Raw genomic sequence first — 16,564 nt, 5'->3', positions numbered from 1 at the left:
AATATGTATTCAACACTTCAATATTTTTTTAAAGCATATTGCACATTGAGCGTGCATGAAGAAGAAATAGCAGAGGCAATGAAAGAGTTTTTGGAGCAAGAAGAACAAGAAAATATTCAAAATTTACAAGAGGAGCTATTACATATATGTGAGGATGAAGCGTGGGAAGAAGGGTGTGTATTAGCTGCCAAGTATGGAAATCGTATATGGTCTTTAGAAGAAACGAAAAATCATTTGGAGATCTTCATGCAATTGTTGCATACGAAAAAGGCGTGATGAATCACGCCTTTTTATATACACTTTTTGAAATTTGACCATTTGAAATGACTTGCCCATCTTTTGTTACTTTTTTGTATGTAACGGCAGTAATTTTATTTCCAGTATTGCTGATGACTTTGGAGGAAACTTCCACATTCTTACCAGTTGGCGTACCGAAAATACGAGTCGTAATCCGGTTACCATCAGAGAATGCTTGAATATAAATATAATGCCCAGTATTATTTTTAAATTTTAAGTCAGGGCCGTAATCAGCTACAGCCGCATCTTGTCCGAGTGGTAAATAGTGAACAGGCATAGAATGATTACTACGAGCAACAACTCCTAAATCTGCACGTAGTACAGCTCCATATAAAGTACTACTTACTTGACAAACACCGCCCCCGGCACTTTGAACTACCTTTCCTTGTAAATAGACAGCAGCTGACTTATAGCCGTGTGCAGCATCTGTAATTCCGACACGTCCATTGAAACTAAATGTTTCATCTGGTGCTACAATTGCTCCGCTTAATGTATTGGCAGATTTATTTACATTAAAGGACTGGCTTCCATTTCGTCCAGTCATAGGCGTGGAATATTCTGCAATCACTTGTTTGATCCCCATATTTTGTATATCTTCTGTAGAACGTTCAGGTTTGATAGAAGCAATAGGAAGTTTGATGTTTTGTGTATTTGCAGCAATGGCTTGTTTTGTTAAGATTGCTAATTGCTCTTTATCAATTTTTTCACCGTTCTGGCTTTCGCTAATATTTACAGTAGTTCCTGAAATGTTTAATTCAGCATTAACAGGATTCTTTAAAGTTTCATTATATTTATCCTCCATAAAGGCTTCATAAGCAGTAGAGTTTAACTGTGGCTTCAGCTTATACTCGCGTTTTAATTCACCATGTATCGCCTTTTTTCTCATGTTATAACGATCTATAATGTTTCCTTGCTGTTCTTTAAAAATATTCGCAACGATATCTTTTTCTTTATATTCTACACCGAGATCTTTCCATGTGTATGTTTGTGTATTGTTTTCAAATACATAGTTGAGTGATTTTTTATTTAATTCCTCTACTTTCTGTTGCACAATTTTTTGAATATCTTGCTTATTTTTTCCATCCAGAGGAATCCCTTCAAATGTAGTATGTGGTAATGCAGTAGTATCTAGTTCTTTATTTAGTTTTGATATGTACTGATAGCCGCTGATTCCACCTGCACAAAGTAAGATACCACCAGTAATAGCAGAACAAATAAGGAATTGGTGCAGTTTCATTTGTTTTCCCCCTTAGTAATGAATGGATAACATGATATGTATTCTGTTTTTTACATAAGAATGATGCAAATAGCATTATGTATGTACCAGTATACTATTATTCTTATGAAAGTGTAATCTTTATATAAATAATGTTACAATTATGTAATAATAACCTATTTTTGGGAATTATTATCTATTAAGAATGGGGAAGGATAATTATAATAAAAAGGCTGCATAGAAAAGTTCTAGCAGCCTTTTTATTATAATTTTTTATGTTCACTTTTATTCGTAACCTCTAGATGTTTTTGTAAAGTAACAGATATATTTTGAACGCTCTTTTCATCAGGGACATAGTAATAAATACCATCTATATATTTATCTGATCCTTTTACTTGAAGCTTGTCCATTTTTAAATCTGAGCCCATTGAATGCTTTGTAATTGTCATCATGTCATCAAAAGTTAAATTCGTTTTTAAATCGCGATCAACGGCATCTAATAAACTGCCAAGTTTGTTAATAGAATTGATAGATAATGCTTTTTGAGCAATTGCTTCTAAAACAAGCTGTTGACGCTGCCCGCGCATATAGTCACTATCAATATGTCGAGTTCTTGCTAAGGCAAGTGCTTCTTCACCATTTAAATGCTGACGCCCTTTTTTGAGGTGGATTGCTTCTGCTTCATCTTTACTGTTTTGTTCTGTAAATTCTACTGGGACGTCCACAGTAATACCACCAAGTGAATCGACAATTTTGATAAAAGATGTAAAGTTAAATTTAACATAGTAATCAACCGGAACATTTAAAAAACGTTCGACAGTATCAATGGTACTATCAACACCACCAAATACATGGGCGTGTGTAATTTTATCTTTTTTATGGCGTGATTTAATATATACACGGGAATCCCGAGGGATACTAACAAGCTTGACTGACTTGTCATTTTTATTAATTGTAGCAAGTAGTAGCGCATCTGTACGTGTCGCTTTACCGTAATTTTTCTCGCGAATATCGCTCTCATCTACTCCCATAATAAGAACAGAAATATTATCTGTCATAGGTTTTACGGCTTTTTCTCGCTTATTTGATTTATCGCCTCGGTTTAATTCCAAGTAAGCATTATTCACAATAGATTTTGCTTTACTATATAGATGGAAGAAGTAGCTTCCACTTCCAAGCGTAACGATGAGTAATGGAATCACAATGAACCAAAGTAGACGTCTTTTTTTAGCGTGCTGCTTTGAGGTTCTACTATTTTTCTCTAAATCAAATTTCATTTGTTGCTCTCCTTTAAATTAATCAATATATTCTTCAGTAGCGTATATAGATAAGACACATAAAAAATATTGTACGCTAAATAGAGGAGATTGTACATGTATAAAAAATAGATATCGCGATTATTTATGAGGTATCTATTTACGTTTGTATTATTGTGTGCAAAAAATGAGGAATACATTATTGTAACAAGAAAGAATCTGTAATCATAAATAGTGGGATTATTGCCATATCGATATAACTTCGTTAAGTTTCTACAATGGATTTCCAGAAGAACGTGTGAAAAATGGATATGTCTAGGGTTCACTACGGTGCAATTATTTGTTCTAAATTCGGGATATCTAAGTAGTTTTATACAAAAATTTTAGGATTTTAAATAATAAATGAAGTATACAGAGAAGATAGGAATTCTTATAAATTCGATTTATGTGTAGGAAATGAATAGCAAATTAAATGATTTTTTTTAAATCCACCAAAGCGTCTAAGCTTCCCAGAGATAACAGGTCTTAAACCTTTAATATTTGCTGTTAAAGGATATATAAGCAGCGGTTGCACATTTAAAACGATATGGAGTAGAGACAGAGCCGATATGTGTCGATGAAATAGCAGGGAAAAAATTTTTGTTTTTCCAAAATCCAGATTTACTTCCATTAGAATGATATGAGGAATGAAAATTGGGGAATTTTATCTAGATTTGCTTTTCAATAAATGAAGAAACTAAAGGAAAACTTCTTTTAAAAAGGAGGTGTAACTTTAGCGAGAAAGCTAAAGGATTTTGGTGGGAATTTTAAAATTACTTATGGTTGCTATTTTAATTGCTTTAACAGCCTTTTTTGTTGCCGTTGAATTTGCCATTATAAAGGTGAGAAGTAGTCGTATCGATCAACTTGTAATCGAAAAAAGACGAGGGGCATTAGCGGCGAAGAAAGTCACTTCGAATTTAGATGAATACTTATCCGCTTGTCAGCTTGGAATTACAATTACAGCTTTAGGATTAGGGTGGTTAGGTGAACCGACAGTTAAACATATGTTAGAGCCATTATTTTTGAGAATGAATATTTCATCAGTAGCTGCAAGTACAGTATCATTTATTATTGCATTTGCAGTCATCACATTTCTGCACGTCGTTGCTGGAGAGCTGGCTCCAAAAACGTTTGCGATTCAAAAAGCAGAAAAAGTTAGCTTGTTACTGTCACAGCCTCTTATTTATTTCTATCGGATTATGTACCCCTTTATTTGGGCTTTAAATGGGTCTTCACGCTTTGTGACAGGAATATTTGGACTTCAACCTGCTTCTGAACATGACGTGGTACATTCAGAGGAAGAATTGCGTCTCATTTTATCGGAAAGTTATGAGCGAGGGGAGATTAATCAAGCAGAATTTAAGTATGTAAATAACATTTTTGAATTTGACAATCGATTAGCGAAAGAGATTATGGTTCCCCGTACGGAAATTGTAGGATTATATGAAGATGAACCATTTGAGACGCATATTCAAATTATTAGACAGGAAAAATATACAAGATATCCCGTATTTGGAGAAGATAAAGATGAAATTATTGGGATGGTGAATGTAAAAGATTTATTCATTCGCTATATGGATGGAGGACGAGAGGAAGAATGTTCTATTACGCCGTATACAAGACCTGTCATTGAAGTGTTAGAAAACATTCCGATTCACGATTTGTTGTTACAGATGCAAAAGCGAAGAATTCCAATGGCTGTTTTATATGATGAGTATGGCGGGACGGCTGGTATTGTAACTCTTGAAGACATTCTAGAGGAAATTGTTGGGGAAATTCGAGATGAGTATGATGAGGATGAATATCCACCAATAGAGCACATAAGTGAAACATGGAAAATTGTAGATGGAAAAGTACGTATTAGCGAAGTAAATGATTTATTTGGACTACAGCTATTAGCGAATGATGTCGATACAATCGGTGGCTGGATTATGATGCAGAAACAAACGATTACAGAAGGGGATTATATTGAAACAAATGGATTAGTATTCAAAGTCCTGGAAAAAGACATGCATCAAATAAAACGAGTAGAAATTATGAGAAAAGAAGAAAAAGGGGCGTTTAAGGAGAGGAAGGATTAGATAAAGTGAAACTTTAATCAGTGGGGGCTTCATCCCCTACTGATTATGAGCCCTCACCAATCGGGCTGCCCTAAAATAGCGGGATAAAAAACATAATGTTTGCGCTTTCAAATAAGGTGCTATATAGTGGATGGAGATGGAAATGTTTCTATGAAAATGATGTTTTCATAGAAACAATGCTAAAACTTTAAAGATATACAACGAAAAGCATAGGTGATAAATATGATAGCGACAAAAGACATACGGATAGAAAAAGATTTCTTAGGTGAGAAAGAAGTACCAAATGAAGCTTATTATGGAGTTCAAACTTTACGTGCTGTGGAAAACTTTCCAATTACAGGATATCGTATACATGATTCACTCATCACTGCAATGGCGATTGTAAAGAAAGCGGCAGCGCTTGCCAATGTGGAAACAGGTTATTTACCAGAGAACATTGGTAAGGAAATTGCAGCAGCAGCTCAGGAAATTATGGATGGTAAACTTCATGATCAATTTATTGTCGATCCTATTCAAGGTGGGGCTGGAACTTCCATTAACATGAATGCGAATGAAGTAATTGCAAATCGTGCATTAGAACGGATGGGATATGAAAAAGGGGATTATGCAAAAATTAGTCCGAATACACATGTCAATATGGCACAATCCACAAATGATGCATTTCCAACAGGAATTCATATTGCAACTTTAATGATGTTAGAGGAGCTTCTTATTACGATGGAAGAGCTTCATCGTGCATTTATAAAGAAAGCGAAAGAATTTGATCATGTCATTAAAATGGGACGTACGCACTTACAAGATGCTGTTCCTATTCGACTTGGACAAGAATTTAGCGCATATAGTCGTGTATTAGAACGTGATATAAAAAGAATTAAACAATCTCGTCAGCATTTATATGAAGTTAATATGGGCGCAACAGCTGTTGGCACAGGATTAAATGCAAATCCAATGTATATTGAACAAGTTGTAAAGCATTTACGAGAATTAAGTGGTTTTCCACTTGTAGGAGCGGAGCATTTAGTAGATGCAACGCAAAATACGGATGCATATACAGAAGTATCCGCAGCGCTTAAAGTATGTATGATGAATATGTCTAAGATTGCAAATGACTTACGTATTATGGCTTCTGGTCCAAGAGTTGGATTAGCAGAGATTCAATTGCCAGCTCGTCAGCCAGGTTCATCTATTATGCCTGGGAAAGTTAATCCGGTTATGGCTGAAGTGATTAATCAAGTTGCCTTCCAAGTGATTGGGAACGACCATACGATTTGTTTAGCATCTGAAGCAGGGCAATTAGAATTAAATGTAATGGAGCCAGTTCTCGTATTTAATTTAATCCAATCTATTAGTATTATGAATAATGCATTTCGTGTATTCCGTGAATATTGCATTGAAGGTATTACGGCGAATGAAGAACTATTGAAAGAATATGTGGAACGAAGTGTTGGGATTATTACAGCAGTCAATCCTCATATTGGATATGAAGCTGCTTCTCGCATTGCTCGTGAAGCAATCGCAACAGGAAAATCAGTTCGAGAACTTTGCCTAGAACATGGTGTTTTAACAGAAGAAGAACTGGATATTATTTTGGATCCATATGAAATGACACATCCTGAAATAGCCGGAGCATCATTACTTAAAAATAAAAAATCTTGATACGTTCGTATCAAGATTTTTTATTTAGCAAAAGATAATATAACAACGAGATATAAAAGGCTGATGAACGAGTCATCAGCCTTTTATGTTAAAAAATATGGAATATGGAGTTAAGTTGAAGTAAGCTAATGATAGCTAAGAAGATTAAGCTATATTTCATTGCTACTTTAAATAGTGCAGACTCTTTACCAACTAATCCAACTGCTGCACAAGCAACTGCTACAGATTGTGGCGAAACCATTTTTGCCATTGTTCCACCGACTACATTTAACGCAACAAGTGTAGATGGTACAATATCCAACTGAGCTGCAGTTACTGCTTGAAGTGGTGCGAATAATGAACCACTTGACACAACTGAACCTGTAATGAATACGCCAATCCATCCTAAGATTGGAGAAAGAATTGGGAATACATTTCCAGTAGAAGAGAATGCTAATCCAAGTGTAGATGACATCCCAGAGTAATTCTCAACATAAGCTAAAGCGATAACGCTACAAATTGTATAAACTGGAGCTTTTAATTCTTTAAGTGTTTCAATTATAAGTTCTTTAATCATTTTGCCATTTACACGATATAGGATAAGTGAAACAATAATCGCTAATACAATGGCAGTAGTTGTAGATGAGAATACATCTAGTTTAAAAATAGCTGCAAAAGGTGTATCTGCTTTTGTGATCGGTGCAGTTTTTATAACTTGATTATGAAGACCAGGGAATTGAATATTGAATACTAAGCTCTCAAGTGCACCTTTTGGAGCGAATAAAGCTTTAATTGGTTTTAAATTAAAAATTGTTACAAATGCAGTTAAGAATACAAATGGAGACCAAGCATATAAAATTTGATTGAATGTATGAGATTGTTTCTCTTCTTGTTTTTCTTCTTTAGCAGAAGATTTTGGCTGCCAAACTCGTAAAAATAATGTAAGAGCAACCATACTTACAACTGCTGCGAAAATATCAGTAAGTTCAGCGCCTAAGAAATATGTTACAGTAAATTGAGTAATGGCAAATGAAACACCGCTAACAAGAATACCTTGCCATGTTTCTTTAATGCCCTTAAAACCATCAACCATTGCAACAAGTAAGAACGGTAAAATAATACTAATAAATGGTAGAATTGTAACAGTGTGACGACCGACAGTTAATGCATCAAGTTGAGTTAATTGTGCTGGTACTGTAACTGGAATACCCATTGCTCCCATTGCGCCACCAGCGATGTTAGCTACTAAACAAATACCTGCTGCTTTTAATGGATTGAAGCCCATACCAACAAGTAATGCAGCTGTAATAGCAACCGGAACTCCAAATCCAGCTGCACCTTCTAAGAAAGCACCGAAAGAATAAGCGATTAATAATACCTGTAAGCGTTGATCACTTGTGATACTTGAAATACTATCACGAATAACATTAAATTGTTCAGTTTTTACAGTTATTTTGTAAAGGAAAATTGCTGCGATAACAATTGTACAAATTGGATAAAATCCAGATAAAATACCGAATCCTGCTGATGCCACAGCTGCAGTTGTGGGCATTTTATACACAAAGATGGCAATAATAACAGCAACAATTACACTGTAAAGACCAGAGATATAACCTTTCATTTTGAATCCCGTTAAACAAATGATGAAACAAAAAATTGGTAAAGCTGCTATTAGTGCAGAAAGCCAAATGTTGTTTAGTGGATCATAAATTTGTGTCCAAGTATTCATGAGAATAACAACTCCTATCTATATTATGTGAAGTTATTCACATTATTTGTGAAATAATTCACAATCAAATTACATTGTTAAGTATAATCCTGTTCAACACTATTGTCAACGTGAAAAAGTATAATTATTCCACAATAGTGTTATTTGTGAACAAAACCTTACATTTTGTTCATAAATCTGACAAAATGAGTGCTCATATATTTTGAGCACTCTATCAATATTTTATTCATAAATAATAGAAAAGAAAAATAGACAGTTTAAAATGATCACCTTTCCATATATTCCTTCATCTTTTCGTATGTCATAGGTCCAACATGTTTAAAATGAATGATACCTTTTTGGCTAGAATGAAGGAGGTTGGAATACTAGCAATTTGATAAGTTGTATTCGCTTGTCCTTTTGTATCAAGTCAAACAGGAAAAGTAAATCATTCTCTTAAAGAAATTATTTTACATAGTTAGGGGCTTTTTCAAAAGGATTTGCGTTTACAGCAACTATTTCAATTTCATCTATTTTTGAGTATTGGTAGAATTTTCCTATATTAGGTGTTTTGATTTTACATGGCCCACACAGCTTGCTCCAAAATTCAAGGTCACTTTTTTCCTTTATAGTCGGACAAGGATATTTCATCCCCATCTACTGTTTGTAAATGAGAATTTTGTTCCATTGGTATAAGATTATGGATAATCGTCCAAACGAGTGCAATACTAAGTACAGCGACAATCATTCATTTTTTATTAGAAATCAGCTCTTTTACCAAAAATTCACTCTTTCTATCGTAACAAACTGATTACTAAGGGGCAAATAACTTTACAAGGATATATCATTTGAGAACAGTATTTTACAATACCATTACAGAAGGAAGTAGAGAGAGAAAATATAATAAAAACGTTGATAAATCAACGTTTAGAAGCAATGTATTCAGCTTTAAATATTTTGCATTTTTTCTATATCATATAGTATAATATTCAAAATCAGCGAGTTTTTTGTATTTTGTGTTGATTAAAAAGGAGGAAAATAATTTTACCGTTTAGGTTGATAAAGTTGTGTCGTAACAGGAAATATAAAAACAAGTATATAAATAAATAAAGAGAAAATAAAATGAAAAAATGAGGGGAACTTTATGAATCAAAACCAATTTGATTGTCGTATTTTAGAAGAAGATGTTCAAATGTTACGAGCTTTAGCTCATCCATTACGTTTGCGCTTAGTAATGGAACTTATGCAACGTGGAACGTGCAATGTAACACAATTGCAGGAAGTATTAGAAATTCCGCAATCAACTGTTTCACAACATTTAACGAAACTAAAACAAAACAAGGTTGTTCGTTTTGAAAGACGAGGTTTAGAAGTATATTACCAAGTGCATAATGATAAAGTAAGCAAAGTGGTAAAGACATTATTTTCATAAAATTTCAATATTTAGGAAAGACGTATAGAAATATACGTCTTTTTTTATGGAATACATTCAAAAAAATATGGAAAGATAGAGAGGAGTGTATTTTGTAAAAGGAGGAATACATAATGGATGTAAAACGGGTAAAACAAATTTTATCGTCCTCGAGCCAAATAGATGTTACCTATCAAGGTGTACCGGTTTGGATTGAGAGTTGTGATGAAGGACGTGGAATTGCACAAGTTCATGATATAACGGCACCACATGAAACAGTAGAGGTTGATATTACAGCGTTAGAAGAAAAATAAAAAAGCATGATGTTGCAAACGCACGTCTTTTTTTAGCGATGTAAGGATTCATAATATATAGGCAGAAACAGATTCGTTTTTGGAGTAAAAAAAGACTCTCAAATTTGAGAGTCTTTTTTACTATTCCATCATATGTGCAATTTTTTTCGAGAACATGAGAAGTATTAAGCCAAGTACAATTACGATCATACCAATACTTGCGAATACTTCTAAGTATCCTAGAGATTGCGTGAATGCTGCTAATGCCCCAGCAATATAGTTTGCAATACCAGTACCTGCTAACCATACACCCATTAATAGGGAAGCTAATTTCACAGGTGCAATCGCACTTACCATTGATAATCCAATAGGTGATAAGAATAGTTCACCTAGCGTATGGAACATATATGTGATAACAATAAATAGTAAATTAGCCTTTACAGTAATATGAGCTTCGTCACTGCCTGTTTTTAAAACTGCCAATGTGAGTACAAGATAGCCAATTCCTAATAAAATCATTCCAAGAGCCATTTTTGTTGGGACTTTTAAATCACCACGTTTAGATTTAGATAACTTAACCCATAAGGCTGATACAAATGGTGCTAATAGTACGATAAATGCTGGGTTAACAGATTGGAACCAAGATGTTGGAACTTCCCAACCAAAAATAGTACGATCAACAAATTTATTTGTATAAAGAGTAAAAGAACTACCAGCTTGTTCAAAACCTGCCCAGAAGAATACAACGAAGCAAGTTAAAATAACAATTGCCCAAGTGCGCTTTTTCTCTTGTTTCGTTAAAGGTTTTTTCTCAATTGCTTTCGTATCTTTATTTTTTGCTGTTTTTCCAACGACAGTTGTTCCAGCGTTACCGAGGTAACGTGGAGCTAGTAAGTTAAAGACAACTTGGCCAATAATCATACCGATACAAGCTGCAAGGAACCCGTATTTGTAACCCATTACCATAACGCCATCAACATTTGTCTTGAAGAAATCTTCAGCTAAGTATCCGCAAATAAGCGGTGCGAAAAAAGCACCTACGTTGATACCCATGTAGAAGATAGTAAAGGCGCTGTCACGACGTGAATCGTTTTCGCCGTATAGTTCACCTAATAATGTAGAAATATTTGGCTTGAAAAATCCGTTACCAATAATTAATAATATTAGTCCTAAAAAGAGTCCGGTTTTTGTATTCATGGAAAATAATACAAAGTTACCAAGTGCCATAATAATACCACCAACGGTAATGGCATGACGTCTTGTAATAAAGTGGTCTGTTAACCATCCACCGGCAATTGGTGTAAAATATACGAATGCGGTAAAAATTCCGTATAATTGCACTGCGAAACCTTTATCAAGCCCTAGACCACCGCTAATGGCAGCTGTTGTTAAGTAAAGAACTAAAAGTCCACGCATGCCATAATAACTAAATCTTTCCCAAGCTTCTGTAAAGAACAATAAATATAATCCTGGTGGGTGTTTCTTTGGTGTTTGCTGTTCTTTAGCTTTTTCTAATTTTAAAGCTGCATCCATTTTGTTGTCCCCCTAATCTTACATAACGGATATTTATGTAATCATTTTAATTTACAAAATATTTAGAAGTCAATAGAATTATATGGGAATAGAAAGAAAATTTTTGAAATAACTCATTTAACTTCATCCACTAGCATATTTTCTCCTTAAATTTGCTTAATAAGCGTTTTCAAATGCAACATTTAAATTCTCAAAGAAAATAAAATAATGATAAGTCGGAAAATTTAGAGTAATCAATTTTTCTGATATAAAGAAATTGCATTCTACTTATTTTTACAATATAACATATGAAGTATAAAAATACAAAAAAATAATGTGACATTTCCGTGAATTCAAAATAAAAACAATTTCCGAGGAGAGGTTGTTTCTATTTTGAATTCCTATATAGGTCGCGCATTCTTTTTGTAATAACTCTGTACGTAACTGAGTATCACCACATTCTAAATCAAGAATTATTTTTTCTTTTACATCACAGATAAGTTGTAACAAGGCAGGGTTTTCAATCATATCATTTGAGTTATCTTGTCGATATTTCCGCTTCATATATTGTTTGAAAAAGAGTCTTCATTATACGCTTCAGATTCTATAAATGCCATGTTCTCATTCCCTTTACATATTTTGTTTCTTCTATCAAACTTTAAAAGCAAGTGATAGATTTCTTTGGTTGCATCATATATAATTACATTATGTAAGCGTTTTCTTTATGTTATTTTTCTATAATAAGATTAAAAAACGTGTTAAGCTAATAGAGGGAGTATTGGCATTATTGAGACAATAATCCGCTTACATGAATGATGGGAGGCTTCACAATGTCTAGTAAAACACTTGCAAAATTTTTAGAAGAAAATTTAGAAGATTTGAAAGCAAAGGGACTTTATAACGTAATTGATCCGCTAGAAAGTCCAAATGGACCAATGATTACAATTGGCGGGAAAGAATATATTAACTTATCTTCAAATAACTATCTTGGCTTAGCAACAGATAATCGTCTGCAAGAAGCGGCAATTGGTGCAATCCATAAGTATGGTGTTGGTGCGGGGGCAGTTCGCACGATTAACGGTACACTTGACTTGCATATCAAATTAGAAGAAACAATTGCAAAGTTTAAACATACAGAAGCAGCGATTGCATATCAATCAGGATTTAACTGTAACATGGCAGCAATTTCAGCTGTAATGGATAAACATGATGCTATTCTTTCTGATGAGTTAAACCATGCATCTATTATTGATGGATCTCGTTTATCAAAAGCAAAAATAATCGTTTATAAACATTCTGATATGGAAGATTTACGCAAAAAAGCAATCGAAGCCAAAGAATCAGGGCTTTACAACAAATTAATGGTTATTACAGATGGTGTTTTCTCAATGGATGGTGATATTGCAAAATTACCAGAAATCGTTAAAATCGCTGAAGAATTAGATTTAATGACATATGTAGATGATGCACATGGTTCAGGAGTGCTCGGAAAAGGTGCAGGTACTGTTAAGCATTTCGGTCTTTCAGATAAAGTAGATTTCCAAATTGGTACACTATCAAAAGCAATTGGGGTAATTGGTGGATATGTAGCAGGGAAGCAAAACTTAATCGATTGGTTAAAAGTGCGTTCACGCCCATTCTTATTTTCTACAGCTTTAACACCAGCTGATGCGGCGGCTTGCAAGAAATCTATCGAGATTTTAATGGAAAGTACGGAGCTGCATGATCGTTTATGGGAAAATGGTCGCTATTTAAAACAAGGGTTAAAAGATCTTGGCTTTAATATTGGGGACAGTGAAACGCCAATTACACCATGTATTATTGGTGATGAAGTGTTAACGCAAGAGTTCAGTAAACGTTTAAATGAAGAAGGTGTATATGCAAAATCTATCGTGTTCCCAACTGTACCAAGAGGAACAGGGCGTGTTCGTAATATGCCAACAGCAGCTCATACGAAAGAAATGCTTGATGAAGCAATTCGTACGTATGAAAAAGTAGGAAAAGAAATGGGGATTATTTAACACTTTTACATCTTTTGAAAGCTTGCAAATGAGGAGTGGGGAAAATGAAAAAAATTTTAGTAACCGGTTCTTTAGGGCAAATTGGTTCTGAACTTGTCATGAAACTTCGTGATGTATACGGCACATCAAACGTTATTGCAACTGATATTCGTGAAAAAGACAGTGAAGTAGTCAAATCTGGTCCGTTTGAAAAATTAGATGTAACAGATGGTCAGAAACTCCATGATATTGCAAAACGTAATGGAGTAGATACAATTATTCATTTAGCAGCTTTACTTTCAGCAACTGCAGAAAAGAATCCGCTGTTTGCTTGGAATTTAAATATGGGCGGACTTGTCAATGCACTAGAAGCAGCACGGGAACTAGATTGTCAGTTTTTTACACCAAGTTCTATTGGTGCATTTGGTCCAACAACGCCAAAAGATGCTACACCGCAAGACACCATCCAGCGTCCGACTACAATGTATGGGGTAAACAAAGTAGCAGGAGAATTATTGTGCGATTACTATTATCATAAATTTGGTGTTGATACGCGCGGGGTACGTTTCCCAGGTTTAATCTCTTATGTAGCTCCTCCAGGAGGCGGTACAACTGATTATGCGGTGGAAATTTATTATGATGCAATTAAAAAAGGTGCATACACCTCCTACATCGCAGAAGAAACATACATGGATATGATGTATATGCCCGATGCTTTGCAAGCAATTATTTCATTAATGGAAGCTGATCCAAGTAAACTCGTACATCGCAATGCTTTCAATATTACAGCAATGAGCTTCGAGCCAGAACAGATTGCTGCAGCAATTCGCAAACACATTCCAACATTTACAATGGATTATGCAGTAGATCCAGCTCGCCAAGCAATTGCTAATAGTTGGCCAAACTCAATTGATGCAACAGCAGCAAAAGAAGAGTGGGGTTTTAAAGCGGAGTATGACTTAGATAAAATGACAGCAGATATGCTAGCAAAATTAAAAAAAAAGTTAACAGATGAGTTAGTACTGAGTTAATGAAGAGAGCCGATTCGAATGGATTGGCTCTTTTTTGTCATCATACCTAAATGTAGTTTAGGAAAGAAATAACGTTTCTCGTTATATGGACTTTACCGTATTCTTATCTAGACTGCTTTGTTTGGTGCTAGCTTCAGGGGATCGCTCGTTCGATAAATCACAACTAAAAACAGGGGCCCTGTTCGGCCCCTGTTTGCTATTCAATCGTCTTCAGTAGTAATTTCTTCAATAAGGGTTTGATTTTTAATCGTAAATCTTCAGCATCATTGGCGATTAAGAAATGATGATTATAGATGTTTTTCATCAATTGATAAGTTGCTTCTTTTGCTTCGCCTTCTTCGATGAAGATACCAATGACTTCCATGCCGTTTTTGCGAGCAAGTTTAACAGCTTCGTGCGTATCTAAAATACCATCTTGTTGATAATCTAGTGCAGAAGGTTCACCGTCTGTAAAAACGAGTAAGAATTTATGTTTTTCTGTTCTTTTCGCGAGCTTTTCAGAAACGATGCGAATAATGTAACCGTCGCGATTGTCTTCTTCTTCACGTAGTTGCATAATTTCAGGTCCAACATTTGGAAGTGTTGAGTTTTTGTATGTTACAACTTCATGAATGACATTCGGTTTGTTTTCTGGGGTAGCGCTTGAAGCATCTTCCCAAAAGCCGCTGATGGCGTGTGGGATTTTTAATGATTTTAATGCTTCATGGAATAACACAACACTTTTCTTTGTTTCTTGCATTTTATTATACATAGAACCAGAGCAATCAACGAGCAGTTGAAAGGCTACATCAAGTTCTTGAGATTCCTGTCCTTTTTTATAAAACATTCGCGGCTGTTTTTCGGTATAAATACGTAAAAACTTTTTATGAAGTCTTCCATAATATTTATCACTATTTGCATTTGTTTTATTTTCAATCGTTTTCTCAATAATTTTCTTTAATTCTTTCACATCTTTATTGATAATCGACTTGATGGCCTGATAGTCTTTCTTTTCATCATGGTTTGGCTTGCGGGATTCTTTAAACGTATGAGAAGCACCGACGTTATATTTACCGTATGTGCCTTCATGCTGGCTAGAAGCATGCGACGCTCTCGCATCTTCAGCATCAGCTCCATCAAAGTTGGACTGTGTACTCTTTTGTGAAGTTCCTTGTACGGAGCCGAGCGCTTGATCGCCATCTTCAGATTCACGAGCTGTATCACCCATCATATTCGTTTTTGTTCCACTTTCTAATTCAAAGCGTAAGAAATTTTCATTTTCATTATTTTTGTTTTCTCGATGCCATGTAGAAAAGCTTTCATTCATTTTACTTTTATTCTCATTGTCATCGACAATTTGAATATCATCATTTGCTAAGTCTTCAGGATGTCCATCTTTTTCATCAGCAATAACAGATAAATAGAGAGGGGCATGCCCAAAGTAGGTGTTAATCATATCACTTTCAAGAAATCCTTCTAAACGATAACGAATTTTCTCCACAATATACATAATATCTTCTGTATTACGAGCTTGGAATACATCGTGTAACAACGTTTCAATTTGTTCAAAGTACTCATTGTGAAACATTTCGTATTTATCGCTTGTGAGTGAGAGATAGCATAAGCAGAAAAGACGATCAGCTTGATAGTTACGAACGCGATTGATTTCATTTTGTGAACTGAAATAATTACGGTACATTTCTTTACGTCTTTTGAAAATATACTTCGTACCAGGGCGTAAATCTTTTACAATCTCTTCAATGCGTAAGTCTTCCAGTAGAATAAACAATTGTGTTAGAAATTTTGTAAGAGAAGACTCTTGTAATTCGATAGCGTAAGATCGAATTAATCTCATATCGGAATAATGCTTATTGCCAAGTGCCTTTAAAAATACTTCGCTTTTTAAGCCGACTATCATATCGTCTTCTTTGCGATCATCCCAAAAATGACTGATGACAACTTTTTGTTCAACTTCATCATAGTAAGCTTTATAGCCATATTCTAAGTAAGCATCCTCTTCTTTTAGAAGGGCATACATTAAGTTTTCCATTTGAAGAAACAGCGACGCATCAATTTTTTTGTCACTAAAAATTTGTCTCATGA

Annotated in this window: 12 protein-coding genes and 1 pseudogene; 8 read left to right on the top strand and 5 right to left on the bottom strand. The window is 34.6% G+C overall.

Going from position 1 to position 16,564, the window contains the following annotated elements:
• Positions 1-3 precede the first annotated feature (3 nt).
• Entirely contained in the window at positions 4-276 is a 273-nt protein-coding gene (locus MR056_RS09960) for a hypothetical protein (protein ID WP_011983630.1), read from the top strand.
• A gap of 4 nt (positions 277-280) precedes the next feature.
• Here MR056_RS09960 and MR056_RS09955 read toward each other — a convergent pair whose 3' ends face one another.
• Both MR056_RS09955 and MR056_RS09950 read right to left on the bottom strand, forming a co-directional pair.
• On the bottom strand, positions 281-1,534 hold the full coding sequence (locus tag MR056_RS09955; protein WP_011983631.1) for a VanW family protein: 1,254 nt from the start codon (positions 1,532-1,534) through the stop codon (positions 281-283).
• Positions 1,535-1,776: 242 nt separating this feature from the next.
• Positions 1,777-2,790 (bottom strand): LCP family protein, encoded by a 1,014-nt coding sequence (locus MR056_RS09950; protein WP_011983632.1) that lies wholly within the window; start codon positions 2,788-2,790, stop codon positions 1,777-1,779.
• Between the two features lie 284 nt (positions 2,791-3,074).
• Between MR056_RS09950 and MR056_RS09945 the strand changes: the two are divergent.
• The 3 genes and pseudogenes from MR056_RS09945 to aspA all read left to right on the top strand — a co-directional run bounded on the left by MR056_RS09945 (position 3,075) and on the right by aspA (position 6,548).
• A pseudogene (locus tag MR056_RS09945) lies at positions 3,075-3,447 on the top strand (VOC family protein).
• 119 nt (positions 3,448-3,566) lie between these two features.
• On the top strand, positions 3,567-4,892 hold the full coding sequence (locus MR056_RS09940) for a hemolysin family protein (protein WP_011983633.1): 1,326 nt from the start codon (positions 3,567-3,569) through the stop codon (positions 4,890-4,892).
• Between the two features lie 222 nt (positions 4,893-5,114).
• Positions 5,115-6,548, top strand: a complete 1,434-nt coding sequence (gene aspA, locus MR056_RS09935; protein ID WP_011983634.1) for an aspartate ammonia-lyase — start codon at positions 5,115-5,117, stop codon at positions 6,546-6,548.
• A gap of 88 nt (positions 6,549-6,636) precedes the next feature.
• Here aspA and MR056_RS09930 read toward each other — a convergent pair whose 3' ends face one another.
• On the bottom strand, positions 6,637-8,256 hold the full coding sequence (locus MR056_RS09930; RefSeq protein WP_048723255.1) for an L-lactate permease: 1,620 nt from the start codon (positions 8,254-8,256) through the stop codon (positions 6,637-6,639).
• Positions 8,257-9,379: 1,123 nt separating this feature from the next.
• Here MR056_RS09930 and MR056_RS09925 point away from each other — a divergent pair.
• Both MR056_RS09925 and MR056_RS09920 read left to right on the top strand, forming a co-directional pair.
• Positions 9,380-9,667 (top strand): ArsR/SmtB family transcription factor, encoded by a 288-nt coding sequence (locus MR056_RS09925; RefSeq protein WP_011983636.1) that lies wholly within the window; start codon positions 9,380-9,382, stop codon positions 9,665-9,667.
• A gap of 113 nt (positions 9,668-9,780) precedes the next feature.
• Positions 9,781-9,960, top strand: a complete 180-nt coding sequence (locus tag MR056_RS09920) for an acid-soluble spore protein H (RefSeq protein ID WP_011983637.1) — start codon at positions 9,781-9,783, stop codon at positions 9,958-9,960.
• A gap of 120 nt (positions 9,961-10,080) precedes the next feature.
• Here MR056_RS09920 and MR056_RS09915 read toward each other — a convergent pair whose 3' ends face one another.
• Positions 10,081-11,472 carry a peptide MFS transporter gene (locus tag MR056_RS09915; RefSeq protein ID WP_011983638.1) on the bottom strand — a complete coding sequence of 464 codons (1,392 nt, stop codon included), beginning with the start codon at positions 11,470-11,472 and terminating at the stop codon, positions 10,081-10,083.
• 809 nt (positions 11,473-12,281) lie between these two features.
• Here MR056_RS09915 and MR056_RS09910 point away from each other — a divergent pair.
• Positions 12,282-13,472: a glycine C-acetyltransferase gene (locus tag MR056_RS09910; RefSeq protein WP_011983639.1), complete on the top strand. Its 1,191-nt coding sequence runs from the start codon at positions 12,282-12,284 to the stop codon at positions 13,470-13,472.
• A gap of 35 nt (positions 13,473-13,507) precedes the next feature.
• On the top strand, positions 13,508-14,482 hold the full coding sequence (locus MR056_RS09905; RefSeq protein WP_176371912.1) for an L-threonine 3-dehydrogenase: 975 nt from the start codon (positions 13,508-13,510) through the stop codon (positions 14,480-14,482).
• A gap of 196 nt (positions 14,483-14,678) precedes the next feature.
• Here MR056_RS09905 and MR056_RS09900 read toward each other — a convergent pair whose 3' ends face one another.
• Positions 14,679-16,562 (bottom strand): vWA domain-containing protein, encoded by a 1,884-nt coding sequence (locus MR056_RS09900; protein WP_087097692.1) that lies wholly within the window; start codon positions 16,560-16,562, stop codon positions 14,679-14,681.
• Positions 16,563-16,564 lie beyond the last annotated feature (2 nt).

The organism is Bacillus cereus group sp. BfR-BA-01360 (assembly GCF_022663595.1).
GTDB classification, from domain to species: Bacteria; Bacillota; Bacilli; order Bacillales; family Bacillaceae_G; genus Bacillus_A; species Bacillus_A cytotoxicus.
The sequence above is the reverse complement of the archived record's forward strand: the minus strand, read 5'-3'. Positions and strand labels throughout refer to the sequence as shown.

Coding starts and splice junctions, on each gene's coding strand:
- MR056_RS09955 (WP_011983631.1), bottom strand. CDS start 1,534: ATGAAACTGCACCAATTCCTTATTTGTTCTGCTATTACTGGTGGTATC.
- MR056_RS09900 (WP_087097692.1), bottom strand. CDS start 16,562: ATGAGACAAATTTTTAGTGACAAAAAAATTGATGCGTCGCTGTTTCTT.
- aspA (WP_011983634.1), top strand. CDS start 5,115: ATGATAGCGACAAAAGACATACGGATAGAAAAAGATTTCTTAGGTGAG.
- MR056_RS09920 (WP_011983637.1), top strand. CDS start 9,781: ATGGATGTAAAACGGGTAAAACAAATTTTATCGTCCTCGAGCCAAATA.
- MR056_RS09925 (WP_011983636.1), top strand. CDS start 9,380: ATGAATCAAAACCAATTTGATTGTCGTATTTTAGAAGAAGATGTTCAA.
- MR056_RS09910 (WP_011983639.1), top strand. CDS start 12,282: ATGTCTAGTAAAACACTTGCAAAATTTTTAGAAGAAAATTTAGAAGAT.
- MR056_RS09915 (WP_011983638.1), bottom strand. CDS start 11,472: ATGGATGCAGCTTTAAAATTAGAAAAAGCTAAAGAACAGCAAACACCA.
- MR056_RS09950 (WP_011983632.1), bottom strand. CDS start 2,790: ATGAAATTTGATTTAGAGAAAAATAGTAGAACCTCAAAGCAGCACGCT.
- MR056_RS09930 (WP_048723255.1), bottom strand. CDS start 8,256: ATGAATACTTGGACACAAATTTATGATCCACTAAACAACATTTGGCTT.
- MR056_RS09960 (WP_011983630.1), top strand. CDS start 4: ATGTATTCAACACTTCAATATTTTTTTAAAGCATATTGCACATTGAGC.